Genomic DNA, 25751 nt, shown 5'->3' on the forward strand with positions numbered 1-25751 from the left:
ATCCGGCCCGGAAAGGTCAGGAATCCGTGAAGATCCCTCGCTCAGGGGCCGGGCAGCGCTCGCAGCCGGTACCCGAGGCCCCAGACCGTCTCGATCGGGTCCAGTTCCGGGGCGATCTCGCGCAGCTTCGTGCGCAGGTTGGAGACGTGGGTCTTCACGGCAGCGTCGTCGCCGACGAACGGCTCCTCCCAGACGCCCTCGTAGATCCGGGGCCGGGAGAAGACCTGGCCGGGCTGCTGCATCAGCAGCTGCAGGATCCGCAGCTCGGTAGCGGTCAGGGTGACGTCGGCGCCGTCGAGGGTGACACGCGCGGTGGCTGGATCGAGAGCGAGCGGGCCGTAGGTGAGGACGCTGGGGGTCTCGGCCGCTGGGGCGGTCCGGCGCAGCAGCACCTCGATGCGGGCGGTGAGCTCGGTGAGATCGAAGGGTTTGGTCACGTAGTCGTCCGCTCCGAGCCGCAGCATGTCCACCTTGGTGAACACGGCGTCCTTCGCCGAGAGCACCAGCACCGGCAGATCGCCGGCGCGACGGATCTCTGCCAGCAGCACCGAGCCGTCGACATGGGGGAGCATCAGGTCGAGGACCACCAGATCGGGTGGGGGTGCGGGGGCTCGTGCGGGTGCGGGGGCTGGTGCGGGGGCTGGTGCGGGTGCGCTCGCCGGGAGCCCTCCGGTCGACGGTCCGGTCAGTCCCAATGCCCTGCGAGCGGCGAGACCGTCGCGGACGCCGCTGACCTCGTGACCTTCTGCGCTGAGCGTCTCGACCAGCAGGGCATGGACGTCCGGGGAGTCCTCGACGACGAGGATGCGGGCCATGGTCGTCCTCCGATGAGCGTGGATGAGAGGGTTGGGCGCCGGTCGTCAGCCTATTTCCCCCTCTGACCCGACGCCTATGGCCGGCCGGATCCGCGACCTGGTGGGTATTCGGCGCCGATTCCCACCAGGTCACGGATCTGGCGAGACCGTGCCTCGCCGTGCGGCGCTCGACGGGGCGGTGTCGGCGGGTGCCCGTGGCCTCAGCCACCGAGTTCGAGCACGCGGATGGCGAGCTGGACCCGGTTGGTGACCTGCAGCTTGTGGTACAGCCTGCCCAGGTGGGTCTTGACCGTCGCCACGCTCATGAACAGCTGCTCGCCGATCTCGGGATTCGCGAGGCCCTGGGCGACCAGCCGGGCCACGTCCCATTCGCGCTCGGTGATGCCGTCGGGCGGTGACGCGGCCGCGGAGGTGTCGGGCGGGGGCGCGGCCGCGGAGGTGACGCCCTCCGGCGAGCCGTCGGCGCCGGGAGGCGCGGGGTGTGCGGCGCCGCCGAGCCCGTCCCGCCCCGACTGATCCGCCTCGTCCCCCGCCCTCGAGGCGCTGCCCTCGTGCGAGGCCAGGCGCACCAGACGCGCGAGCACGTCGGGGGAGAAGCGGGGACGGTCGTCGGCCGCCTCGAGCACTGCCTGGACCACGTCCTCCGGCGGGGAGTCCTTGAGCAGGAAGGAGACGGCCCCGGCCCGCAGCGCCTGCAGCAGGAACTCGTCGGTGTCGAACGCGGTCAGCATCACCACCCGGGCCGGGGAATCCTCCGAGCGCAGGACGCGCAGGGCCTCGAGCCCGGTCATGCGGGGCATGCGGATGTCCATCAGCACCACGTCCGGCTCCAGGGCGCGCGCCTGGTCCAGGGCGGCCTGCCCGTCGGCCGCTTCCCCGATCACCTCGATGCCGTGCGCGCCGTCGATCATCAGGCGCAGTCCGGTGCGCATCAGGGCCTCGTCGTCCACCAGCAGCACCCGCACGGGCTCGCCGCCGCTGCCGATCCTGCCGCCGCCCTCGCCATCCGCGTCGCTCACCATGGCATCCATGCTTCCACCTCGAAGGTGTCCTGGCCGCGGCGGCGACAGGAGTCCCCGCCCAGCAGCCGCGCCTGCTCCTGCACGCCGATGAGACCGTGGCCGGTGGAGACGGGGGCCGGGTCACCGGCGGTCGGAAGCGGATTGGAGGCGGTGAGCAGCACCCGATCATCGGCCGCGGCGAGCGTGATGCGCAGCGGCATCCCCGGGGCGTGCTTGGCCGCGTTCGTGGTGACCTCGGCCAGGATCCGGGCGAGGGTGACCACCAGGCTGCGCTCGCGCTCGGCCAGCTCCTCCGGCCTGATGCCTTTCCAGGTCAGCTCCACATCCTGGCCCTGTTCGCGGCAGCGCTCGACGATGTCGCTCAGTGTCGGCGCCGAGGCCAGCGGAGCATCGCCCTCAGTGGTGCGCAGGGTCATCAGCACCGTGCGCAGCTCCCGGTTGGCCTGCTGCGCCGCATCCCGCACGGTCCGCGCGGTGCGCCGCAGCTCCTCGGGCGGGAGATCCTCGCGGTAGGACATCGCGCCGGCGTGCATGGCGATCGCCGCCAGGTGATGGGAGATGCTGTCGTGCATGTCGCGGGCGAGGGCGCCGCGTTCCTCGGCCCGCACCCGGGCGGCGTCGGCGTCGCGCTCACGCATCAGCGCCGCGGCCTCGCGCTCCGCAGCGGCCCGCGCGCGCTCGGCGGTCTCCCGCTCGCGATCGGCGGAGGCGGCCCGCTCCCGCAACGACGCCACCAGTTCATGACGGGTGCCGACGACGCGACCCGCCAGCAGCGGCACCATCGCGGCCATGGCCATCACTGCCAGCGTGATCAGGATGAACACGTCCTCGCGGTCGCCCCGGATCGCGGCGTCCGCCAGCATCGATGCGGTGGAGGCCACGACCACCAGCACCACCGCGGCGATGTCCAGCGGTGGCCTGCGCCGCAGCCCCACCCGGTACAGGGCGATCCCCGCCGCGGGCAGCGACCACACGCTGAGCCCAGCTGCCGTGGCGATGACCAGGTGGATCACGCTGTGGGCGCGCCCGGGGCGCAGGAAGCGCAGCGGTCCGATCGAGATCGTCATGGCGGAGCCGATCAGAAAATCTATGCCGGTCAGCGCCAGCAGTCCGCCGGGAGGGTCACCGCCGAATTCCTCCAGCGTGATCCCGAAGACGATGAGGAAGAGCAGCAGCCCCAGCAGGACGCTGCCGAGGGACTGCGCGAGCGCGATGGCCCATTCGCGCATGCTCCGCGCCGGGGGCGTCGGCGCGGCGTGGGGCATGGCGGCGGTCATGGACACAGCGTAGGGAGCCGAATGCGGCCGACGGATCGACCGCGCGGCCGATACCGCTCACGCCCCCTCAGCCGTGCGACGGAGAGGCAGGCCGAGCCCAGCGGCGGATGCCTCCGGCAGGACGCCCGCGCGAGGATCGGATCATGACCGAGATCGCAGGAGCCCGGCCGAGTCCCGTCGCGGAGCACTCCCGGCCCGCCGTCCCCGACCCATCACCCGTGCCGTCGGCCGCGTCCGACCCGGCCGTGTCCGAGCAGGTGGCCTTCCACCGGCTCCCGCGGGTGGTCCGGCATCGGCGCTACTGGTGGCGACCGCTGCTCGCTCTGCTGGTCACCGCCGCGTCGTTCGCGGCGATGGGGCTGCTGCTCGCGGTGCCCGTGGTCGCCGTCTCGCTGATCTGGCCGGGCGCGGCTCCCAGCGAGATGATCTCGGATCCGCTGAACCCGATGGACCAGGTGCTGGGTCTGGGCGCGCTCGCCCTGCTGATCCCGGCAGTGCTGCTGGGGACACGGGTGGCCTACGGGCGCTTCGGCATCGCCCACTCGGTGCTGGGGCGCTTCCGCTGGGGACTGCTGGGCCGGGCGGCGCTCGTCGTGGTGCCGGTCTACCTCCTGACCGGCACGGCGGCGAACCTCGTCCTGAACCGGGACGGGATCGCTCTGCCCCCGCCGACCGCGGGCGTGCTGGCGGCGTGGCTGCTCGCGCTGGTGCTGGCCCCGCTGCAGTCCGCGGGGGAGGAGTACGCCTTCCGGGTGCTGCCGCTGCAGGTTCTGGGGACCTGGTTGCGGTGGCCCGTCATCGGGATCCTCGCTCCCGTGCCGCTGTTCGTGCTCGGGCACGGTTACACAGGGCTGGGGCGGGTCGAGATCGCGCTGTTCGCCGTCGTCATGGGGCTGCTCGCCTGGAAGACGGGCGGCATCGAGATCCCGGTGCTGTTGCATGTCGCCAACAACTGGACGCTGTTCGTCATCGCCCCGATGATCCCGGGATTCACGGAGCAGGGCGAGGTGAGCCTGCCCTCGATGCTCCTCAGCGCCGTGCCGATGCTCGTGCTGGCCGCAGCGCTGTGGTGGTGGTTCTCGCGGCGCGAGGGCCTCGGGCTGTGGCAGCCGCAGCGGGTGGCGCTCGGCCACGGCGCTCTGCCCGCACGCCTCACTCGGCCCGCACGCGACTCGGTGAACCGTGGCCAGTCGCATCCCGCTGCAGACGGAGGAGCGGTCTAGTCTGGTCCGGGCAGTTCGCCCCGCGACGGTGAGAGCTCAGAGCCGGCACGGTGTGCTCCATGGGAGGGGAGGCCCCGGATCCCGCTGCTCGCGCAGCCCGGAAGCCGGCTGCCTCCGCTCTCAGCCGGCCCGTTCTACAGTGGTGACGCCATGTGCCGCCCCCTCATCCCCGCCTCCGACCGGTCCCTCGCCGCATGAGTGCGCCCCCGCCCCCGCGCCCTGTTCCGTACCACCGGCTGGCGACTCTGCGCTCGACCTGGTCCCTGCCCGTCAAACCGCTGCTGACGCTCGCGACGGCGTTCGTCGTCTACGTGGCACTGGCCTCGGTGCTGCTGGTGCTGACGATCCTGGTGCTCGCCCTCGCGCCCGGCGTGAACATCGCCCTCGGAGTGACCAGCGGCGACCCCACCAGCCCGCTCGATGTGGGCCTCGCCCTCGCGATGGGCGCGCTGTGGCTGCCGGCCGGCCTGGCCGGCGTACGCATCGGCGGCTGGCGTCCGCCCGGGCCGACCTGGTCGGTGGCGGCCCGCTTCCGCCGTGAGCTGCTGCGGCCGACGGGCATCGTGGCAGGGCTGGGCGGCCTGGCGGTCGTGGCGGCCGCCGCGCTGGCGGGTGCGCTCGCCGGCTCCGCAGGCGGCCTCGTGGAGGCGACCTCTCCCGGAGCCTCGGGGGCCGACGGAGGAGCCGGGCCGCTCCAGCTCCTCGTACTCACGCTGATCGTGCTGGTGCTGGTCCCGCTGCAGGCCGTGGGACTGGAGCTGACGATTCGCGGTGTGCTGCTCCAGGCTCTCGGCACCTGGATACGCACGCCCGTCGTCCCCGTCCTGGTGGTCGGAGCCCTCTCCCTGGTCGGCCGCGAGCTGACCGTCCCGGTCGCGATCCCGGCCGTCGCCCTCGCCGCGTGCGCCGCCGTCCTGGCCTGGAAGACCGGCGGCCTCGAGGTGCCGATCGCGCTGGCCGTGGCCGTCACCGTCGGCGCCCTGTTGGTCTCCGCGTTCGCAGCGGGGACGGGCGGCGGCGCCGGGGCCGCCGCGCTCGGTACCGCCGCAGCCGCTCCCGGCACCTCCGCCGCCACCCTCGCCGTGGCCGATAGTGCCGCCCTGGCCGGTGGGACCTCGTCCGCGATCGCGCTGGTGCTGGTCACCGTTCTCGTCATGGCGCTGGTCAGCCGGCGCGAGCAGCTCGCTCTGCTCGAGCCCGTCGGCCGTGACGCCTCGGACCCTGCGCCGGATCCCGTCCCCTTCTGAGCCTGCCGCCCGCCTTCTCGAGCAGCCGGACGGTGATGGACACCACCGGGATTCTCACGTAGGAATATCGGGGCCGTGCAGCTGCCCGGCCCATCCCCACGGAGAAGGAACAAGGACGATGACGCCCGACACCCACATCTCACGCCGCACCCTGGTCGCCACGGGAACGCTCGGAGCCGCCCTCGCCGGCGGCCTCGGCCTCGCCGCGGCCCCGGCGCACGCCGCCCGCGGTTACACCAACCCCGTGATCGCCACCAACCAGCCGGACCCCGGCGTGCTCGAGGTCGCGGGTCGCTACTACCTCTACTCGACCGCCGGGGCGATGGGGAACATGCCGGTGCTGCGCTCCAAGGACCTGGTGGACTGGGAGCCCCTGGGCGACGGGCAGCCCGAGATCGCTGCCTGGGCCAACCCGGGCCGGCACTGGGCGCCCGAGGTGCTCGACGTCGGCGGGAAGTTCCACGCCTACTACACCGCCTGGGAGCGCGCCACGGACCGGCAGGCGATCGGCGTCGCCGTCGCCGACTCGCCGGAGGGTCCGTTCGTCGACTCCGACGAAGCGCCGCTGCTGTCCACGCCGGAGGAGGGCGGCTGCATCGACGCCTCCCCGTTCCGCGACGAGGACGGCTCGCTGTGGCTGCTGTGGAAGAACGACGGCAACGCCGCCGACCAGGACTCGTTCCTGTTCGCCCAGCGCCTGGCCGAGGACGGCCGGAGCCTCGTGGGTGAGCGCACCCAGATCCTCGAGCGCGACCAGGCCTGGGAGATCTACACGATCGAGGGCCCCTCGGTCATCACCCACGAGGGCCGCTACTACCTCTTCTACTCCGCCGGGGAGTACTGGAACGAGACCTACGGCGTGGGCGTCGCGGTCGCCGACGCGATCGACGGCCCCTGGATCAAGATCACCGACGCCCCGGTGCTCTCGGCCAACGAGGTCGCCGCCGGCCCGGGCCACGGCATGCCGGTGCGCACCCGCGACGGCCTCTGGTACGTCTACCACGCCTGGCAGCCCGAGCACATCGGCGAGGACCCGGGCCGGCTGACCTGGATCTCCCCAGTCACCATCGAGAACGGGACGGTGAGCATCGACGGCCCGACGATCGAGAACCGCACGCGCCCCGGCGTGGGACGCCCGCGGGTGTGAGCGCGACCGAGCTCTGCTGACCGCCGCAGCGCGCTCCGCGGACAGCAGCCGCGAGCCATGCTGACGGGAGCAGCGCGCTGTGCCGGCGGAGCAGGGCGATCGGGGCCGGGCGCGGTCGCGGAACGGAACATCCGGCCGCCGCCCGGCCGCGGCGTCGTAAGGTCACGAGCATGAACCCTGCCGACGCCGCCAGCTCCGTTCCTGCCCGCACCGACCCCGCCATCCCCGATCAGCTGCTGCTGCTCCCGCTGCGCCAGAGGATCATCGAGCGCGACCTGGGAGTACGCGCGCTCCACCTGCACCGCGCGGGCCACGAGGAGCTCGGTCACCGCTTCAGTGACGACACCGTCGAGAACGTCTACTCGATCTCCAAGACTGTCACCGCGCTCGCGATCGGCATCGCCGAGGAGGAGGGCTTGCTGGGCGTCGAGGACAGGCTCGTCGATCACCTTCCCGCGCCTGCCGCCGGCTACGGCGCCGGGATCGAGCAGGTGCGACTGAGCCACCTGCTCACCATGACCTCCGGGTCCCCGATCCTCGCCTTCGTCGACGAGCAGCGCGAGCACGAGGACCTCGCCGCCCTGTTCCTCTCCACCGACCTCACCGCGGCAGCGGGGGAGAAGTGGGAGTACTCCAACGGCTCGATCTTCCTGCTCTCGCGGGTGATCAGCGAACGCACCGGGCGCTCCCTGCGCGACTGGCTGATGCCGCGCCTGTTCGAGCCGCTGGGGATCCTCAACCCCCAGTGGCACACCACCCGGGACGGGTACAGCTGGGGCGCGACCGGCCTGCACCTGAGGAGCGGCCAGCTGGCCCGGATCGGCCGGCTGCTGCTGCAGCGCGGCGAGTACGACGGTCGCCAGCTCGTGCCGGCCGCCTGGGTCGATGCCCTCCACGCCGAGGACACCTGGGTGCCCACCGGGGAAGCCGAACCCGAGAGCGCGCAGTACGGCCGCGCGGTCTGGCGCTGCACGCCCGAGGGATCCTGGCGGGCCGACGGGGCCTACGGCCAGCTGATCGTGGTGCTGCCTGAACAGGACGCCGTCCTGACCGTCACCTCGCGGCTCGAGGGCCGCGGGGCGGCCGAGATCCTCCGCGCCGTGTGGGAGGAGCTGCTGCCGCTGCTGTGAGCGGTCCCAGGCTCTGCGGTGGGCCGGGGTAGCGTTGGCCCATGGACTGGACCGCGCTCGCGAACCTCGCCCTGGTGCTGCTCTTCGTACTGGTCGGAGGGCTGTTCGCCGGCACCGAGATGGCGATCGTCAACCTCCGCGAGTCGCAGATCAGGCAGCTCGAGCAGGGCGGCGCCGGCGGCGAGCGCACCGCGAAGCTGGTGCGCGACCCGAACCTGTTCCTCTCGGCGGTCCAGATCGGGGTGACCGTCGCCGGGTTCTTCTCCTCCGCCTACGGCGCCTCCACCATCGCGCCGTCCCTGGTCCCGATGCTCACCGGCGCGGGCCTGTCCGAGACCACCGCCTCCACAGTGGCCCTGATCGGGATGACGCTGGTCATCGCCTTCCTCTCGCTCGTGCTCGGCGAGCTGGTGCCCAAGCGCCTGGCGATGCAGAACGCCCTGGCCATGACCCGGATCGTCGGCCCTCCCCTGAGCGTGTTCGGCCGCCTGATGAAGCCCGTGATCTGGCTGCTGTCGGTCTCGACCAACCTGGTCGTGCGGGCCGTCGGCGGTGATCCCCACGCGGATCGCGAGGCCGTCTCCGCCGAGGAGATCCGCTCCATGGTGCGCAACTCCGATGCCCTCGCCGAGGCCGAGTCCCGGGTGCTGGCCGACGTGTTCGACGCCTCCGAGCGCACCGTCGTCGAGGTGATGCGACCGCGCCACCAGGTCCACTTCCTTCCCGGTGACGCGACCGTGGCCGGGGCCCGCGAGGTGATCCGGGAGACCGGCGTCTCGCGCTACCCCGTGATCGGGGAGGACGTCGATGACGTGGTCGGGTTCGCCCATGTGCGGGACCTGCTGCTGGTCGAGGACCCGGCCACCACGCGGCTGGCGGAGATCGCCCGGCCCATCGAGCACATCCCCGGCACCGTCGAGGTGCTGGCGGCGCTGAACCGGATGCGCGCCCAGGCCGAGCAGATCGCGGTGGTGGTCGATGAGTACGGAGGCACCGACGGCATCGTCACCCTGGAGGACCTGCTCGAGGAGCTGGTGGGCGAGATCTACGACGAGTTCGACCGGGAGGGCCGCCCCACCGCCGGCGAGCTCGAGGGGACGATCCAGGCCGACGGTCGGATCGACGGCGGCCTGATCCTGCAGGAGTTCGAGGCGGCCACCGGCATCACCCTGCCCGATACCGGCGGCTACGAGACCGTCGGCGGATTCGTCATGGCGCGCCTGGGGCGGATCCCCGAGGCCGGCGACACGATCGAGATCGACGGCGGCCGCCTGGAGGTGCTCGAGGTCGACGAGAGGCGCGTCCAGACCGTCCAGCTCACCCACGTCGCCGCTCCGGAGCCGGGTGAGCGCCCGGCTTCGTGAGATCCGTGAGGTGACGGGAACTCGGTCGCCTTTCCCACCGGTTCACGGATCCCGCGGGGACCGTGGCATTCAGGGGCTTCGCGGCGGCCGCGCACATAGTGGGGTTCGTGGGCTTCGCGGGGAGCGCGGGGCGCGCCGTGGGGGAACGAGGACGAGGGCGAGCCCCGGTGGGGCCCGCCCTCGCGTGTGCGACTGAGCCCGAACGCGTCGTGCGCTCCGAGGTGATCAGTCGGTAACGGTGAAGCGCACGGACTCCGTGAAGGAGTTCCCGTTGCGGTCCGTCGCGGTGATCTCGGCGGTGTGGGTACCGGCCGCGAGGTCCTCGCTGAGCTGGTGGCGCCACAGGTGGGCGCTCGAGGTGGTCACGTTGCCGCTGCTGCGCAGGTTCTGCGTGGCCGCGACGGTGTCGGAGTACTCGAAGCCCTCCGCCAGCGCCTCACCCTCGGCGGGCTGGGTGTGCTCCGCCGGGCTGGCGGAGCCGCCGTCGATCGAGACCTCGACCGTCGCCTCGGTCGAGCCGCCGAAGAAGTCGGCGGTCAGCCAGGTGCCCCCGGTGAGGTCCTCGCGCGTGACCGTGTTCGGATCGCCCAGCTCGGGCATCTCGCCGGCCTTGTCGTCGTCCTGCCACGCCTGCGCCTGCTCGGCCCAGTCGCGCCAGGTCGGCGAGTTCACGCCCAGGGTCAGCTGCTCGTCGTCGTCCTCACCGCGCACCGTGTAGCGGGCGCTGAGGTCAGCGCCGTCCAGTCCGAGGGTCATGATGCCGGGGCGCGCGCCGTCGTTCATGTACGCGTACGGAAGGCCGTTCTCGTCCAGGCCGCCGGAGTACCAGTCCCCCGAGACGGCCCCGGCGATCAGGGCCTGGTGCGGGAGCTCGTCGATGCCGTCCTCGGCCCACTCGGCGCGCTGGTCGCCGGGGAGGTTGTTCTCCAGCGTGTGGGTGTGGCCGCCGACGGTGGTGACGTCGCGGCCCTCGAGCACGTCGTACAGATCCGTGGCGTTGTCGATGATCACGCCGTTGCGGTCCAGGACCGGAGCATGCGTGGCCAGCACGATCTTCTTGTCCTCCGGCACGTTCTCGAGATCCTTCGCGAGCCAGTCGAGCTGCTCCTGGTCGATCTTCTCGAGGTATTTCGCGTCGGTCTCGGTGTTGGGGTACTCGATGCTGTCGAGCACCACGAAGTGCGCCTCGCCCACGTCGTAGGAGAAGTAGGCCGGGCCGATGTGCTGGCGGAAGGTGTCGTTGCTGTGGCTCGACTCGGTGGCATCGAAGTCGAGGTCGTGGTTGCCCATCGCGGCGCGGATGGGGCCGTTGACGTCGGCGTAGATGTCCTTCAGCTCCGGGTACAGGCTGAGGTCGTCGCCGACGTTGTCGCCCAGCATGAGCAAGCCGCAGCCGCCGTAGTCGTGGCGCTCGGTGAGGTCCTTGACGCCGCCGTCGCGGGCGTAGCCCATCTGAGTGAGGTCGTAGGCCTGGGTGTCGGCGGCGATCGGGCAGCTCTGCTGCGAGCCCTTGGTCGCCTTGGACTTGCCCATCGGGAAGTTGACCGCCTCGGGCAGCTCGCCCGTGGGCTCCAGCCCGCCGTACTTCAGCTCCGTGGAGCCCTCGGGCAGGTGGTTGTAGCTGAACTGCGCGAAGTTGTGCTCGTCCACGGGCACCTGCCACCCGGCGGGCTGGGTGACGAACACGGTCATGTTCTCGTACACCGGCAGCTCATAGCTGCCGTCCTTCGCGGTGGTGACGACCTCGCGGCCGTTGGAGACGGTGACCCCGGCGATGCCCTTCTCGCCACGGTCCTGGGTGGAGTCCTTGTCCTTGTCATCGAAGACGACGCCCTGGAGGGTCTCAGGATCGGCGGCCTGCCCGCGGACGACCTCGACCTCACCCTGGTAAGCGTCGGAGGGGGCGTCACTGCCGGCGGGGTCGGCATTCGCCGCGGTGGGGACGATGCTCGCGCACAGCACTGCCGAGGCACCGAGGGCGAGGGTGGAGGCGAGACGGCGGCGAGCGCGGCTGGAGCGGGCCGCGCGGGTCGAGCCGGGCGCGGAGGAGGAGGCTGCGCCGGAGATGGAGGAGGGGGAGGTGGCGGATGCGTGGGGCGCGGAGGAGGGGGATGCGGGGGAGGGGTGTGTCATGAGGAGCTTTCTCGCGTGAGTGGTCGGCTTCCGCCGTATGACGCTAGGGAGCCCAGGTGACATCGCGGCGGCTTCGACGTGACGAGGAGTTCAATCGCTGCCCGCAACCGGACATCGTGGGCACAGGGCCGGCGCGCTCACCCCTCGGCGCCGCCACCGCGCTTCCCGTGCCACCGCGCCTCCCCGCCGCCACTATGCCCCCGTCGTCACCGCGCCCCCGCCGCCACCATGTATCCCCGCCGCCAGCGCCCGCCCTTCGCGAGATCTGTGAACCGGTTGGTATCCGGCCCTCAAAGCAACCGAGTCACGGATCTCGCGCGGGGCGAGGCGACGTGAAGGGAGTGTCGTCGCGGGGCGGGGCGGCGTGAGGGGGGTGTCGTCGCGGGGCGAGGCGACGCGCGTGGGGGAGCGTCATCTCGCGCAGGGCGAGCCGCCGCGCGCCGGGACCCGGCGTGCCCCGGTAGGCTCGGAGTAGACGCACCCTGCGCCGGGACCGCGGTCCCGGCGCCCCGCTACCCGGGAGGGAATCCGATGGCTCGCACCAGCTTTGCCCAGCTCCTCGTCACCCAGCTCCGCGACCTCGGCGTCGAGCGCATCTACGGGGTCGTCGGCGATTCGCTGAACCCGATCGTGGACGCCGTGCGCACCACCGAGGGCATCGAGTGGATCCACGTGCGCAACGAGGAGGCCGGGGCCTTCGCCGCCGGCGCCGAAGCACGCCTGACCGGGAAGCTCGCCGTGTGCGCCGGCTCCTGCGGTCCCGGCAACACGCATATGATCCAGGGCCTGTACGACGCCCACCGCGACGGGGCCCCGGTGCTCGCGATCGCCTCGCACATCCCCAGCGGCAGCATCGGCACCGGCTTCTTCCAGGAGACCCACCCCGAGGCCCTGTTCCAGGAATGCTCGCACTTCTGCGAACTGGTCAACTCCGGCGACCACGGCACCACCATGCTGCACATCGCCGTCCAGACCGCGATCGCGAAGCAGGGCGTCTCCGTGCTCGTGCTCCCCGGCGACATCGCCGACCAAGAGGTCGACGACGGCCCGTGGACCCGGGACCTCGCCACCGACATGGGCCGTGTCCAGCCCGCCCCCGGCCCCGTCGGCCGCCTCGCCGAGCTGATCGACGAGGCCGGCACCGTCACCCTGTTCACCGGTGCCGGCGTGCGCGGCGCCCGCGAGGAGGTGCTCGAACTCGCCGACCGGGTCAAGGCGCCGATCGGCCACGCCTTCGGCGGCAAGGAGTGGATGCAGTACGACAACCCCTATGACGTGGGCATGAGCGGACTGCTCGGCTACGGGGCCTGCTACGAGGCCATGCACGAGGCCGACCTGGTGATCCTGCTGGGCACCGACTTCCCCTACACCGAGTTCCTTCCCGGCCACGGCAGCTCGAAGAACCCCCCGAAGATCGTCCAGATCGACGCCGACGCCTCCCGGCTGGGCCGCCGCATCCCGCTGGACCTCGCCGTCCACGGCGACGTCGCCCTGACGCTGCAGGCCGTGATGCCGCTGCTGACCAGCTCGAAGAGCCATCGCTTCCTCCACCGCATGCTGAAGAGTCATCACAAGGCTCTGACCGGTGTGGTCTCCGCGTACACCAAGAACGTCGAGCGGATGAAGCCCATCCATCCGGAGTTCGTCGCCGCCACCCTCGACGACCTCGCCGCCGACGATGCCGTCTTCACCGTCGACACCGGCATGTGCAACGTGTGGGGCGCCCGCTACATCACCCCCAACGGCAGGCGCCGCGTGTTCGGCTCCTGGCACCACGGCACCATGGCCAACGCCCTCCCGCAGGCCATCGGCGCCTCCCTCGCGTACCCGGACCGGCAGGTCATCTCCATGAGCGGCGACGGCGGGCTCGGCATGCTCATGGGCGAGCTGCTCACCGTGAAGCTGCACCAGCTGAACACCAAGATCCTCGTGTTCAACAACTCCAGCCTCGGCATGGTCAAGCTGGAGATGCTGGTCGAGGGCCTCCCGGACCACGGCACCGACCACGAGGACGTCGACTACGCCGCGATCGCCCACGGCGTCGGCATCCCCTCGGTGCGCATCACCGACCCCAAGAAGCTGCGCAAAGACCTGGAGAAGGCGCTGGCGACCGACGGGCCGATGCTGATCGACGTGGTCACCGACCCCGACGCCCTCTCGATGCCGCCGAAGGTCACCGCCCAGCAGATCCGCGGCTTCGCCACCGCGAGCACCAAGATCGTGCTCGGCGGCGGCGTGGGCCGCATGATCGACATGGCGGCCAGCAACGTGCGCAACCTGCCGCGCTGAGGCGGGAGATCATGACCCTCATCCATCCGCGCAGCCTGGAGCGCTGGCAGGAGTGGCGCGGCAGCCGGAGCCGGACCGACGCCGCGCGAGCTGCCGTGGCCGGCCTGGTGCGCTCCGCGCGACCGGGGAAGGCGGCCCGGACAGCACGGGAGAGCACCGGCGCGGCCGCGACCTCGCTGGTGCTGCACTCCCGCTCGGGCGAGGGCAGCGGCCGGATCCTGGTCGGCGTCGACTCCGCCACGGCCACCGCCCGCGACGCTCTGCTCACCGCCCTGCCCTACCTCCACGTTCCCGTGGACGTGCTGGCACCGGCGTCGATCGAGCTGCCCGAGCTCGCCGACACCGACTGGGAGCGCGAGAACCTCCCCGCGGCGCGCGCCGGTCTCGAGGGCCGCGGCATCACCTCGGCCATCACGCTGGGATGGCACCTGCCCGTGGGCCGGCTGGTCCACGAGTGGGCGCTGGAGGCCGACGTCCCCAGTGCCGTCGTCCAGCACACCGCCGTGACCCCGTACACGCCGCCGCTCCCACCGCAGACCACCCTGCTGGCGTGGAGCGACGCCGACGCCGAGTTCCACCGCTCCGGCCGCGACGACCTCGAGGTGCGCACCGTCGGCTCCCAATGGCTGTGGCAGGCCGCGCACGACGTGGCCGGTCCCGCCGGGACGGGCCACGCGATCGCCGGGACCGGCCCTGCCCCCGATGAGGCCGGCACAGTCGCGGGCGAGAGCGACCGCAGTGATGAGCGCCCCGTGTTCCTCGGCCAGCTCGACGCCCTCGAGCTGCCCCGCCGGATCACCGCCGGCGCCGCGTACTCCGTCTGCCGCTCCGCCGGTGCCTCGTACCGGCCCGGGCCGGGCGAGAGGGACCCCGTCGCCCGCGGCGTCCACACCGTGCTGCGCCGCCGCGGCATCGATCTCGAGGACCCGGCCGCGACGGTGGCGGAACTGTGCCGTCCGGTCGTCTCGGTGTTCTCCCCCGAGGTGCTCGAGGCTGCGGTGCGGGGCCTGCCCGCCTGGGTCCACGCCCCGCGCGCCCCGTCGTGGGTGCACGAGTACTGGGAGCGGTACGGGATGCGCCGCGCCGGCGGCCCCGCGACCCCCGCGCCGCCGGTAGCGGCCGACGAACCCGCTCGCCTGATCGCCCAGATTCTCGAGGGCGGTGCGTGAGCATTCTGGGCCTGGACGGCCGGCTGCAGCATTACGCCTGGGGATCGACGACGGCGCTGCCGGAGTTCCTGGGCCGCGAGGCGGACGGCACCCCGTGGGCCGAGGCCTGGTTCGGCGCGCATCCGCTGGCTCCCGCGACGATCCCCGGCGGCGGGCGCCTGGACGAGGTGATCGCCGCGGACGGCCCGGCCCTGCTGGGGGAGGACGTCGGCCGCGCCTTCGGCGGCCACCTGCCGTTCCTGCTGAAGGTGATCGCCCCCGAGCGGCCGCTGTCCCTGCAGGTCCATCCCACGCGCGAGCACGCCGCGGAATCCTTCGCCGCGGAGAACGCCGCCGGGCTCGCCCTGGACTCCCCGCGCCGCACCTACCGCGACGCGAACCATAAACCGGAGATGCTCGTCGCCCTGACCCGCTTCACCGCGCTGTGCGGATTCCGCACCCCGCGCCGGGCTGCCGCGATCCTCGAGGGGCTGGGCACCGACCTCACCGATCGGCTGCACGGGCTGCTGGTCGGCAGCCCGACGGCCCACGGCATGCGCGCCGCCTTCCGCACCCTGGTCTCCGCGTCCATGCGCCCGACGGCGGAGGAGGTCGCCGAGGTGGTCGCTGCCTGCCGGGAGCGGTCGGCGGCTGGCAGCTCGCCCTCACCCCGGATCGACCGGTTCGTCTCGCTGCTGGCCGAGCACCACCCGGGCGACCCCGGCGTCGTCGCCGCGCTGCTGCTGAACCCGGTGACGCTGGAGCCCGGGGAGGCGATGTTCGTCCCTCCCGGGGCGCTGCACGCCTACCTCCACGGCATGGGCCTGGAGGTCATGGCCGCCAGCGACAACGTGCTGCGAGCCGGACTGACCCCGAAGAAGGTGGACGCCGACGAGGTCCTCCAGTGCGTCTCCGTCACCGCCGCGCCCCCGCTGCGCGTCGCCCCCGAGCGGCAGAACGCCACGTCGATCGCCTACTACGCGCCCGTCGACGACTTCGAGCTCGCCCTCACCGAGCTCTCGGACCCTACCGGTCCGCCGCAGCCGTGCCATCCGATCCCCGGGACCGGGCCGAGGATCGTGCTCGGGCTCGAGGGGGAGGTCCTGCTGGGCACGCGCGGCGGCACGCACCTGCTGCCCGCGGGCGGCGCCGCATTCGTCCCGGCGGCCGACGGGCCCCTGCGGGCCGGTGGCAGGGGCAGGTTCGCGCAGGCCAGCGTGCCCTGACGCTCAGGTCGCTCGGTCCTGCGGCGCCGGCAGCTGCGCGTCGTCCGTGGCCTCCGGCAGCTCTCCGTCCTCCGGGGCGGCGGGCAGCTCCCCGTCCTCCTGGGCGAGGCGGAGCTGTTCGCGGATCTCGTCGACGAACTCGATCACCGCGGTGCCGCCGGTGACGGGGCCACCCGCGAGCAGCCCGTCGGCCCCCAGCAGCACCGCGCAGGGAGCGGTGCGTCCCCCGAGCGCCTCCCGGGCACTGAACTGCGGGTCGTAGAGCACGTGCTCGCCCACGCGCTGGGTGGTGCGCTCGCGCAGCTGCTCCACGGGCCGCGAGAAGGCGACCTTGACCTGCATGTAGGCGGAGAGGTCGCGATGCCAGCCGGCCACCTGGTCGATCACGCGCTCACACGGGCCGCACCCCTCGGAGACGAACACCAGCAGTACCGCCTGCCGGGCGCTGAGCCGGCGCAGGGTGAACAGCTCCCCGGAGCGCTCCTGGAGCACGCCCGCGGGAATCGCCGCGCGCTCATAGTCCAGCAGCTCGTCCTGCTCGACCTCCTCGCCGCCGGAGGCCGACGGGCTCTGCCCGGCCTTCTCGCTGGCGGGGACCGACCGGGTCTTTCCTGTCTCCGGCTCGAGGCCGCCGAGGGCCAGCCCCGTCAGCACCACGGCCGTCGCGACCGCGAGCACCCAGGCCAGCAGCGCCAGGGGGTGATACACGAGGATCCGGGTGAGGTCGCCGGCGGCGGCCAACGCCACCGTGAGCAGTCCCAGCACGCTCAGCAGCACGTTGCGGTACAGCGTGCCGCGGGAGACCGTCGGCGAGCCCAGGGTGCCGAAGCACGAGCACTCCACCGCCTCGTCGACGGTGAGCGCCCGCGCGATGATCACCAGATACGTCACCATCAGCACGGCGATCAGCCCGGCCACCACCGTCTGCAGCGGCACGACCGGCACCCACAGGCCCAGAGCCAGCACGATCTCCGCGACCGGCAGCACCGTGGCGATGACCGGGTGCCACGAGCGGGCGGGCAGGCGCAGCGAGACCATCGCGTCGGCGGTGATGTCGCGCTGACCGAGCTTGGCCAGCCCGGAGACCAGCAGCGTCATGGTCAGCAGGATCGGCGCGGTGACCAGGACAGTCATCGCCGCGCTCCGTGGTGGGGCGAGAGGCGACGGCGGGCGGCTCGGGAGCGGGGGTCGGGCATTCTTCGAGAATATCCCCGAACTCCTATCGTGGACCCATGCCGACCCACGATCCCGCCGCGGACATCACGGCCCTGCGCGAGTCCTTCGACGCCGGCACCACCCGCCGGGTCGAGGCCCGCCTGGCCCAGCTGGAGGCCCTGCGCCGCGGACTGCGCGCCGAGCACCGCCGCCTGACCAGCGCTCTCGCCGAGGACCTCGGCAAATCCCGCACCGAGAGCGTGATCACCGAGCTCGGGGTCCTGACCCAGGAGATCGCGCACGTGCGCCGGCACCTGCGCTCCTGGCTGCGCCCCGAACGGTTCCCGCTGGGGCCGCTGCAGGCGCCCTCCCGGGCCGAGCTGCACCGCGAACCGCTCGGGCTGGTGCTGGTCATCGCGCCCTGGAACTATCCGCTGAACCTGGCCCTGGCCCCGCTGATCGGCGCGATCGCCGGCGGGAACACCACGATCCTGACCCCCAGCGAGCTCGCCCCGGCCACCTCATCGGCGATCGCGCACCTCGTGCGCACGCATCTGGATCCGGCCTGGGTGCGGGTGGTCGAGGGCGGGGCCGACGAGACCTCCGCCCTGCTCGAACAGCGCGTCGACCTCATCTTCTACACCGGCGGCAGCACCGTCGGCCGGATCGTCGCCCGCGCCGCCGCGGAGCACCTGACGCCGACCGTCCTCGAACTGGGCGGGAAGTCCCCGGTCTTCGTCGACGACGGGGTGGATCTGGCACGGACCGCGCGCCGCATCGTGTGGGGGAAGTTCACCAACACCGGCCAGACGTGCGTGGCCCCTGACTACCTGATGGCCACCCCGCGCACGGCGACGAAGCTGGTCCCGCACCTGCGGCGGGCCGTGCGGGAGATGTACGGCGCCCGGCCCGAGCGCTCCCCGGACTACGGACGCATGATCTCCACCGACCACTTCGACCGTGTGCTGCGCCTGATCGACGACGACAAGGTCGCCCTCGGCGGCACCGCCGGCGCCGACCGCGCGAGCCGCTACCTCCCGCCGACGATCATGACCGGTGTGGAGCAGGGCGATGCGGTGATGGGGGAGGAGATCTTCGGCCCCGTGCTGCCGATCCTCCCCGTCGAGGGCCCGGACGAGGCGATCGCCCGGATCCGCGCCGGCGAGAAGCCGCTGACCGCCTACGTGTTCACCGGTCGCCGGGAGGTCGAGGAACGCTTCACTGCGGAGACCTCCTCGGGCTCCCTGGCGCTGGGGATGACCCTCGCCCACGTCGGCTCACCCACCATGCCGTTCGGCGGGATCGGCGCCTCGGGCTCCGGTGCGTACCACGGGCGGGCCGGCCTGGAGACCTTCACCCACGCCAAACCGGTGGTCCGCAAACCCCTGCGGCCGGACACCCTGCGCCTGGTCTACCCGCCCTATCGCGGCCTCAAGCGGAGACTGCTGGGGCGCGTGCTTCGCTGACCCGGGTGGAGTGCCTCGCGGCCCGGGCGACGCGGGAGCCCAGGTTCTCGTCCACAGTCCAGCGCTCGTTCAGGGCGCATCGGGCCGCGCGAGGCTATCGTCGTCGAAGGCCTCTGCAGGCCGATGGACCGAAGGAGCGTGCGCGCCATGACCCAACCGCCTCCAGGACTGCCGTCGTTCCCCGGCACCCAGCCGCCGGGAGGAATGCCGCCGGGCAGCCCGCCCTCGGGTGGACCGCCGCACGGTGGCATCCCCTCGGGGCCCGGGTCACCCGGCCCCTTCGGAGCGTCCCCGAACCCCGGGCCCTCCGGCCGGAGCCGGCCCGAGGACCCGAACCTCATCAACGGTGCGACCACGCACGGGGTACTCGGTCGCAGACGGATCCGGCACCCGTGGGAGCTGCCTCTCCTGGCCGTCGGCATCGGACTGACGGTTCTGACCTATGCCGGGTGGATCGCCCTCATGGTCTCGACCGTCGTGCTGCAGGTCCTGGAGGGTGAGGCGACGGTCAGCGAGCTGTGGCGGTATGTGGGGTTCATCCCCTTCGCCCTCCAGCTCGTGGCGATCCTCCCGCTGTTCCCGATCCTGGCCTGGTGGGCGCGTGCGGTGATGTACGCGCGGATGCGGGCCACGGCCGTGCGCATGAGCCCTACCCAGTTCCCCGAGGGGTATCGGATGGTGGTCGAGGCCGCCCAGCAGTACGGCATGCGCCGGGTCCCCGATGCCTACGTGCTGATGGGCAACGGAGTCGTCAACGCCTTCGCCGCGGGCCACGGCTTCCGTCGCTTCGTGGTGATCCACTCGGACATGTTCGAGGTCGGCGGAGAGAACCGTGACCGGGAGGCACTGCGCTTCGTCATCGGGCACGAGGTGGGCCACCTCGCCGCCGGCCACGTCTCCTACTTCCGACTGGTCTTCGTCAACGTGCTGCGGATGATCCCGATCCTGGGCTCCGCGTTCTCCCGAGCCCAGGAGTACACGGCCGACAACTTCGGCTACAGCTTCGCGCCGGAGGGTGCACCGGGCGTGATCGGTGTCCTCTCGGGCGGCAAATACCTCAATGCCGAGGTCAACGTCAACGAGGTCGCCGATCGCGCCGCGACCGATCCCAGCTTCTTCGTCCACTGGGTCAACTGGCTGTCCTCCCACCCGGTGATCACGTGGCGAGCCCACGCTCTGCGTGATCGCTCCAAGCCCGGGTCCCTGTGGACCCGACCGGGCGGTGCGCTGTTCCGTTCGCCGCTGCCTCCGGGACACGTGTGGTCCTCGAAGTTCCCCACCCCCGGGGACGCCATGGCCATGCTCGAGGCCGCGGATCGGACCCGGCCGGCCGGGACCGGCGACCAGTTCGGCCGCTTCCCCGGCGCGGACTACTCCTCACGTCCCCCGCTGCGATCCCTGCAGGTCTCTGCGCCGCTGCTGTCGGATCGCACCGACTACGTGATCCCACCGGGACCCTACCGCGACGACGCCGACGGCACGGAGCCCGACGCCGGCGCGGATCCCTTCGGGCGCACAGGGCCGAGAGGGCCGACGGGATGGACGGGGTAGGAGCTGCCCGGCAGACCTTCCTCCCACCACGAGCGGCGGGCGGCGGCTGAACGGACGCTGGAGGGAGTGCCTATCCTGCTGATGTGACTCCCGACCCCAACGCACCGGCCCAGACGGTGCGCCGCAAGCCCCTCCTCGCGGTGCTCCTGGCGCCGCTGTTCATGGCACTGGTGGCCGTGAGCGTCATCAACGTCGCCCTCACCGCCATCGGTGAGAGCCTCGAGGCCGATACGGGCGGGCTGCAGTGGGTGATCTCCGGGTACGCGCTGGCGTTCGGGATGCTGCTGGTGCCCGCCGGCCGCGCCGGGGACGCCACAGGCAGGCGCCGGATGCTGATCGTCGGCATCGCCGTGTTCACGATCGGCTCCCTGCTCAGCGGCTTCGCCCCGTCGGTCGAGGTGCTCAACGCCGCCCGCATCCTCCAGGGCGTCGGCTCGGGGCTGCTGAACCCGCAGACGGTCGCGCTGATCCAGCAGCACTTCCGCGGCCAGGACCGCGCCCGCGCCTTCGCGCTGCTGGCGACCACGGTCGCCGTCGCCACCGCCGTCGGCCCCGTCATCGGCGGCCTGCTGATCCAGGTGCTGGGCCCCGACCAGGGCTGGCGATGGATGTTCCTGATGAACGTCCCGATCGGCATCGCCGCCATCGCCGGCGCCTTCAAGGTCATCCCCGACGACCACGTCCGGGCTACGCGTCGCCCGGACCTCGACCCCGTCGGCACCGTGCTGCTGTGCGTGGCGATCCTCGGGGTGATGCTGCCGTTCCTCGAGCGCGGCGTCAGCCCGCTGGTGTGGCTGTCCTTCCCCGTCGGCCTGGCGGTGCTGGGCCTGTGGTGGTGGTGGGAGCAGCGCTACAAGCTCTCCGGCCGGCCGCCGATGGTCGACACCGCGATCTTCACCTCCCGCGCATTCCGCAACGGCATCCTCATCGTCTCGATCTACTTCCTCGGCGCCACCAGTGTGTGGATCATCGTGCCGCTGTACCTGCAGATGCACCTCGAGCACTCCGCCTTCGAGGCCTCCCTGATGGGCCTGCCGTCCTCGGCCGCGGCCGCAGTGACTTCGCAGGTCGCCGGCCGGTACGTGCTCGCACTCGGCCGCCGCCTGGTGATTGCCGGGTTCGCCATCGCCTTCACCGGCCTGCTGGGCACCGCCCTTCTGGCCGGCTTCGTCGAGAGCGGGGCGATCGCGTTCTGGTGGCTGGCCGCGCCGCTGATGCTGATGGGCTTCAGTCAGGGCATGATCATCTCGCCGAACCAGACCCTGACCCTGCACTCGGTCGACCCCCGCTTCGGGGGCGTGGCCGGCGGGATCCTTCAGCTGGGCCAACGCACCGGCGCGGCGATCGGCACCGCGATGATCCCCGGTGTCATCTTCGCCCTCACCGAGGGCGGCCACGCGTGGCTCGAGGCGTTCATCATCGCGATCGCGATCATCATGGCGCTGACCCTCGTGGCCATGGCCGTCAGCGTCGCCGACCGGGCCCGCGAGAAGTCCAGCCCGGGAGCGCTGTGACGTCGCGGCGGCAGGGCTCTCAGGCGGTGAATCCCGCCGAGGCGCGGGTAGCGTGGCGGGGAACAGACAGAAGAGTCTGCACAAGGACCGACCAGCCGCGAGAGGACGATCTCCGTGACCACTGACCTCACCTCCCACGACTTCGCCGGCCAGATCGCGATCATCACCGGCGCTGCCTCCGGTATCGGCCACGCCATCGCGACCCATCTGGCCGAACGCGGGGCCCGCATCGCCGGCGTCGACATCGCCTCCGGCCTGGATGAGGCGGTCGCCGCCCTGCCCGGCGCCGGCCACCTGCCCGTGAGCGCGGACATCTCCGACGCGGACGCAGCCTCCGAGGCCGTCTCCCGGGTGACCACGGAGCTCGGAGCGCCCCACGTCCTCGTCAACTCCGCCGGCATCGGCCGCTTCGCCCCCGGCGAGCAGGTCCCGGCGAAGGACTGGCAGGCCACGCTCGCGGTCAACCTCTCCGGCAGCTTCTTCATGGCCCAGGCCGCCGGCCGCGCCATGCTCGAGGCCGGCTACGGGCGCATCGTCTCCATCGCCTCCCAGGCCGCCGAGATCGGACTGGCCGAGCACGCCGCCTACTCCGCCAGCAAGGCGGGCATCCTGGGCTTCACCCGAGTGCTCGCGGTGGAATGGGCCTCGCGCGGCGTCGCCGTCAATGCCGTCTCCCCGACCATCGTCGACACCGCTCTCGCCCGCGAGATCTGGGTGGGGGAGAAAGGGGCGAAAGCCCGCGAGGAGATTCCGGCGGGGCGTTTCGCCGACCCCGGTGAGGTCGCTTCCCTGGTCGCTTTCCTCGCCGGCCGGGACGCCGCCATGATCACCGGCGAGAATGTGCGCGTCGACGGCGGCCGTTCCGTGATCTGATCCCGGGTCTGCAGTGCCCCTCGCCGAGCTGAGATCCGGCCGAGGCCAATAGCCCTTCCAGGGGCTCGCCTCGAAGGACATTTCCTGCGCGTCCGGTAAAAATCGGGCAAAAACCGCGGTCGGGATTGGTCAGGAAGGCTATTCCCGGTGCTCCGGGCCAGGCAACGTAGAGGGTGCCCCGGTACGGAGCGCAGGCCACCAGCCCGCAGCAGGGGAGCATCGCCGGTCCGCCGGTCGACAGCTTCCCGCTCCCGCCCCTTCCCCCGTGTCCCGAGGAGCCTTCCCATGGCCACTGCACGCCGCACCCCCTCCCACCGCGCCGACGGCGGCGCCGTCTACTTCCGCGGAGCTCGCGTGGCGCCCAAGATGGCCGCTGCCACCGGCGGCGCCGTCGTGGCCGCCGGGCTGAGCATCGGCGGCGCCGGTGTCGCCACCGCTGACCAGTCCGTGTGGGACGAGGTCGCCCAGTGCGAGTCCGGCGGCAACTGGTCGATCAACACCGGCAACGGCTACTACGGCGGTCTGCAGTTCTCCAGCTCCACCTGGACGGCCTTCGGCGGCGGCGAGTACGCCTCGAGCGCCGACGACGCGACCAAGGCCGAGCAGATCGCGGTCGCCCAGCGCACCCTCGCCGAGCAGGGCCCCGGCGCCTGGCCCACCTGCGGTGCCAAGGCGGGCCTGACCAGGTCCAACGGCGGGGCCGACCCCGATGCGCAGCCCGCCGGGGGCTCCAGCAGCGGCTCCACCGGCGGCGGCACGAGCACCGGCGCCGCGTCCGAGACCTCCGGTGCACTCGCCGTCGACGGCAAGTTCGGCCCCAAGACCACGGCGGCTCTGCAGTCCTGGATCGGCGTCAGCGCCGACGGCTCGCTCTCGACCAGCGACATCAAGGCGCTGCAGGCCAAGGTCGGCGCGAGCGTGGACGGCAAGATCGGCTCGGAGACCACCGGCAAGCTGCGCACCACAATCGGGCTCAGCGACAACGGCACCTGGGACTTCCGCACCAGCTACTCCACCACCAAGGCGCTCCAGCAGTTCCTCAACGACGGCGCCCCCGCCGCGAGCACGCCCAGCAGCTCCGGCTCGGAGGGCTCCGGCTCGAGCAGCTCCGCCGACCTCGTGGTCGACGGCAAGTTCGGCCCCAGGACCACGGCGGCTCTGCAGTCCTGGATCGGCGTCAGCGCCGACGGCTCGCTCTCGACCAGCGACATCAAGGCTCTCCAGGCGAAGATCGGTGCGGAGGTCGACGGCAAGATCGGCTCGGAGACCACCGCCAAGCTGCGCGCCGCCATGGGCCACAGCAGCAACGGCGTGTGGGACTTCCGCAACAGCTACTCGACGACCAAGGCGCTCCAGGAGTTCCTCAACTCCCACTGAGCGGGTTGCTGGGCCGGCATCAGGCACGAGCCCACTGGCACGAAGGTGTAGCTGAGCGGCATCTGCCCCCTCTCAGGGGAGGGCAGATGCCGCTCCACTACATGGTCGTGCCATCCCCCGTGTCGATGCCGGGTCGATGCTGGCGACGATGCCCGGCTGATCACGCCTCAGCCGTGTAGCCGCTCACCCGCCCAGCCGCATCCAGGCGTCGTTGCGCACGCGCACTCCGAGAGTCACCGCGCGGGCGATCATGAAGATCAGCGTGCACGCCACCCAGAGCGCGGCCAGGGCCCACGCCCCGTGCCAGTCGGAGTAGTAGACCAGCGCTGCGAAAGGCAGGGTGACGGCCGCGTTGAGGACGCCGGCCTTGGCCAGGTAGGGAGCATCTCCCGCGCCCATCAGCACCCCGTCCAGCACGAACACGTAGCCCGCCACGGGCTGGGCGATCATGAGGATCCACAAGGCCGCGCGCAGGTTCTCCTGCACCGCGACGTCGGGGGTGAACAGACCTGGGATCACGTAGCTGGCCGCCAGCAGCAGTATCCCGGTGGCCACGCCCCCGCCGACGCCCCACACCATCAGCCGGCGGGTCACCGCGCGCACGGAGGCGGCATCGGCCGCGCCGAGGAACCTCCCCGTCAGCGCCTGGCCCGCGATCGCGAGGGCGTCGAGGGCGAGGGCGAGCAGGTTGAACACGGTCAGGGCGATCTGGTGGGCGGCCAGCTGCACGGCTCCGAGCTGGGTGGCCACGAGCGTCCCGGCCAGCAGCACCACGCGCAGCGAGACGGTGCGCACGAACATCGGCACCGACTCGCGGCCGGCCGAGGCGACCTGCCCGAGGTGCGGCCGCAGGGGTGCACCGTGGCGACGCGCGGCGCGGGACACCAGCACCAGCAGCACCCCGGCCATGCCCCACTGCGCGATGACCGTCCCGAGGGCGCTGCCCGCGATCCCCAGATCCAGGGCGAAGATCAACGTCCAGTTCAACGGGATGTTCACCACCGCGCCCGAGACGGCGACGATCAGCGGCAGCTTCGCGTCCTGCAGGCCGCGCAGGAGCCCGGTCGCGGACTGCACGGCGAGCATCGCCGGCACCCCGAACGCGCTCAGGCGCAGATACGTCGTCGCCTCGTCGAGCACCTCGGGCGAGGGCCCGAACAGGGCCAGGATCCAGCGGCCGCCGACGGCGAGCAGGATCAGCGCACCCGCCCCGATCATCAGCGCCAGCCAGCAGGCGTCGACGCCGCGCGCGATCGCTTCGCGGGTGCGGCCGGCCCCGAACGCCCGCGCCACCGACGCCGTGGTCGAGTAGGCCAGGAACACCGAGAGCCCGATCACCGTGGTCAGCACCGCGGAGGCCAGGCCCAGGCCGGCGAGTGAGACGGTGCCGACCCGGCCGATGAACGCGGAGTCCACCAGCAGGAACAGCGGCTCGGCGATCAGCGCGCCGAGGCTGGGCACGGCCAGCCTTAGGATGTCGCGGTCGACGACGCGGCGGGCGGCGGCCTTCGAGGCCGGACCGGTGGCAGCGGGGGAGGTGGAACCAGGAGATGCGGGGTCGGGCACGGTCCCATTGTCCTCCCAGGGCGCACGGCCCGGAAAATCGCCCCGGAAAGGAGAACGGGGGCTGCGGGGCGGCCGACCGACGGACCTGGATTCTCCTACGGACGTCGGATACACCGATACAGATTCGTATGGAACAGTTCGGCGTGGAGGGCCCGCCGCCGATTCCTCCGGGCGCGGGACCTGCCGTGCCGCTTCGCCGCCGCACGCATCGCACCGCTCGAGGAGCAC

At 72.2% G+C, this 25751-nt stretch carries 19 protein-coding genes; 13 read left to right on the forward strand and 6 right to left on the reverse strand.

All coding sequences use genetic code 11. The annotated features are described in order from the left end of the window. Positions 1-41: 41 nt before the first annotated feature. The 3 genes from ACFQS2_RS02070 to ACFQS2_RS02080 form a co-directional block, all read right to left on the reverse strand. Entirely contained in the window at positions 42-815 is a 774-nt protein-coding gene (locus ACFQS2_RS02070) for a response regulator transcription factor (RefSeq protein WP_377792559.1), read from the reverse strand. Positions 816-1015: 200 nt separating this feature from the next. Beyond that, complete coding sequence (locus tag ACFQS2_RS02075) at positions 1016-1846, reverse strand: response regulator (protein ID WP_377792560.1); 831 nt, start codon at positions 1844-1846, stop codon at positions 1016-1018. After that, positions 1831-3114, reverse strand: a complete 1284-nt coding sequence (locus ACFQS2_RS02080; protein ID WP_377792561.1) for a sensor histidine kinase — start codon at positions 3112-3114, stop codon at positions 1831-1833. Before ACFQS2_RS02080 ends, ACFQS2_RS02075 begins: the two co-directional genes overlap by 16 nt. Before the next feature lie 143 nt (positions 3115-3257). Between ACFQS2_RS02080 and ACFQS2_RS02085 the strand changes: the two genes are divergently transcribed. The 5 genes from ACFQS2_RS02085 (at position 3258) to ACFQS2_RS02105 (ending at position 9225) form a co-directional block, all read left to right on the forward strand. After that, positions 3258-4337 carry a CPBP family intramembrane glutamic endopeptidase gene (locus ACFQS2_RS02085; RefSeq protein WP_377792562.1) on the forward strand — a complete coding sequence of 360 codons (1080 nt, stop codon included), beginning with the start codon at positions 3258-3260 and terminating at the stop codon, positions 4335-4337. A gap of 194 nt (positions 4338-4531) precedes the next feature. Further along, positions 4532-5584 (forward strand): CAAX protease, encoded by a 1053-nt coding sequence (locus ACFQS2_RS02090; RefSeq protein WP_377792563.1) that lies wholly within the window; start codon positions 4532-4534, stop codon positions 5582-5584. Between the two features lie 118 nt (positions 5585-5702). After that, positions 5703-6731 (forward strand): glycoside hydrolase family 43 protein, encoded by a 1029-nt coding sequence (locus ACFQS2_RS02095; protein WP_377792564.1) that lies wholly within the window; start codon positions 5703-5705, stop codon positions 6729-6731. 170 nt (positions 6732-6901) lie between these two features. Beyond that, positions 6902-7861, forward strand: a complete 960-nt coding sequence (locus ACFQS2_RS02100) for a serine hydrolase domain-containing protein (protein WP_377792565.1) — start codon at positions 6902-6904, stop codon at positions 7859-7861. Positions 7862-7902: 41 nt separating this feature from the next. Then, on the forward strand, positions 7903-9225 hold the full coding sequence (locus ACFQS2_RS02105) for a hemolysin family protein (RefSeq protein ID WP_377792566.1): 1323 nt from the start codon (positions 7903-7905) through the stop codon (positions 9223-9225). Positions 9226-9450: 225 nt separating this feature from the next. Here ACFQS2_RS02105 and ACFQS2_RS02110 read toward each other — a convergent pair whose 3' ends face one another. After that, positions 9451-11358, reverse strand: a complete 1908-nt coding sequence (locus ACFQS2_RS02110) for a calcineurin-like phosphoesterase C-terminal domain-containing protein (RefSeq protein WP_377792567.1) — start codon at positions 11356-11358, stop codon at positions 9451-9453. Between the two features lie 531 nt (positions 11359-11889). On the opposite strand from ACFQS2_RS02110, the gene ACFQS2_RS02115 reads away from it, so the two are divergent. The 3 genes from ACFQS2_RS02115 to manA are packed head-to-tail and all read left to right on the forward strand — an operon-like array spanning position 11890 to position 16021. Beyond that, the gene (locus ACFQS2_RS02115) at positions 11890-13647 is read left to right on the forward strand and encodes a pyruvate dehydrogenase (RefSeq protein ID WP_377792568.1); all 1758 of its coding nucleotides are present in this window, start codon (positions 11890-11892) and stop codon (positions 13645-13647) included. 11 nt (positions 13648-13658) lie between these two features. Next, the gene (locus ACFQS2_RS02120) at positions 13659-14816 is read left to right on the forward strand and encodes a hypothetical protein (RefSeq protein WP_377792569.1); all 1158 of its coding nucleotides are present in this window, start codon (positions 13659-13661) and stop codon (positions 14814-14816) included. 2 nt (positions 14817-14818) lie between these two features. Then, on the forward strand, positions 14819-16021 hold the full coding sequence (manA, locus tag ACFQS2_RS02125) for a mannose-6-phosphate isomerase, class I (RefSeq protein ID WP_377792628.1): 1203 nt from the start codon (positions 14819-14821) through the stop codon (positions 16019-16021). Positions 16022-16024: 3 nt separating this feature from the next. Here manA and ACFQS2_RS02130 read toward each other — a convergent pair whose 3' ends face one another. After that, positions 16025-17155, reverse strand: coding sequence for a TlpA family protein disulfide reductase (locus ACFQS2_RS02130; protein WP_377792570.1), 1131 nt, complete (start codon positions 17153-17155; stop codon positions 16025-16027). Positions 17156-17253: 98 nt separating this feature from the next. Here ACFQS2_RS02130 and ACFQS2_RS02135 point away from each other — a divergent pair, with 98 nt between their 5' ends. The 5 genes from ACFQS2_RS02135 to ACFQS2_RS02155 all read left to right on the forward strand — a co-directional run bounded on the left by ACFQS2_RS02135 (position 17254) and on the right by ACFQS2_RS02155 (position 23957). Continuing rightward, positions 17254-18642, forward strand: coding sequence for an aldehyde dehydrogenase family protein (locus tag ACFQS2_RS02135; RefSeq protein ID WP_377792571.1), 1389 nt, complete (start codon positions 17254-17256; stop codon positions 18640-18642). 147 nt (positions 18643-18789) lie between these two features. Beyond that, positions 18790-20193, forward strand: a complete 1404-nt coding sequence (locus ACFQS2_RS02140) for a M48 family metallopeptidase (RefSeq protein WP_377792572.1) — start codon at positions 18790-18792, stop codon at positions 20191-20193. 83 nt (positions 20194-20276) lie between these two features. Beyond that, positions 20277-21707, forward strand: coding sequence for an MFS transporter (locus ACFQS2_RS02145; protein WP_377018741.1), 1431 nt, complete (start codon positions 20277-20279; stop codon positions 21705-21707). Positions 21708-21821: 114 nt separating this feature from the next. Further along, the gene (locus tag ACFQS2_RS02150) at positions 21822-22580 is read left to right on the forward strand and encodes a GolD/DthD family dehydrogenase (RefSeq protein WP_377792573.1); all 759 of its coding nucleotides are present in this window, start codon (positions 21822-21824) and stop codon (positions 22578-22580) included. Between the two features lie 285 nt (positions 22581-22865). Further along, complete coding sequence (locus tag ACFQS2_RS02155; RefSeq protein ID WP_377792574.1) at positions 22866-23957, forward strand: transglycosylase family protein; 1092 nt, start codon at positions 22866-22868, stop codon at positions 23955-23957. Positions 23958-24140: 183 nt separating this feature from the next. Here ACFQS2_RS02155 and ACFQS2_RS02160 read toward each other — a convergent pair whose 3' ends face one another. Continuing rightward, positions 24141-25523 (reverse strand): MATE family efflux transporter, encoded by a 1383-nt coding sequence (locus ACFQS2_RS02160; RefSeq protein ID WP_377018744.1) that lies wholly within the window; start codon positions 25521-25523, stop codon positions 24141-24143. Positions 25524-25751: the final 228 nt, after the last annotated feature.

It is taken from the genome of Brachybacterium sp. GCM10030267, assembly GCF_042666875.1.
Classification (GTDB): Bacteria; Actinomycetota; Actinomycetes; order Actinomycetales; family Dermabacteraceae; genus Brachybacterium.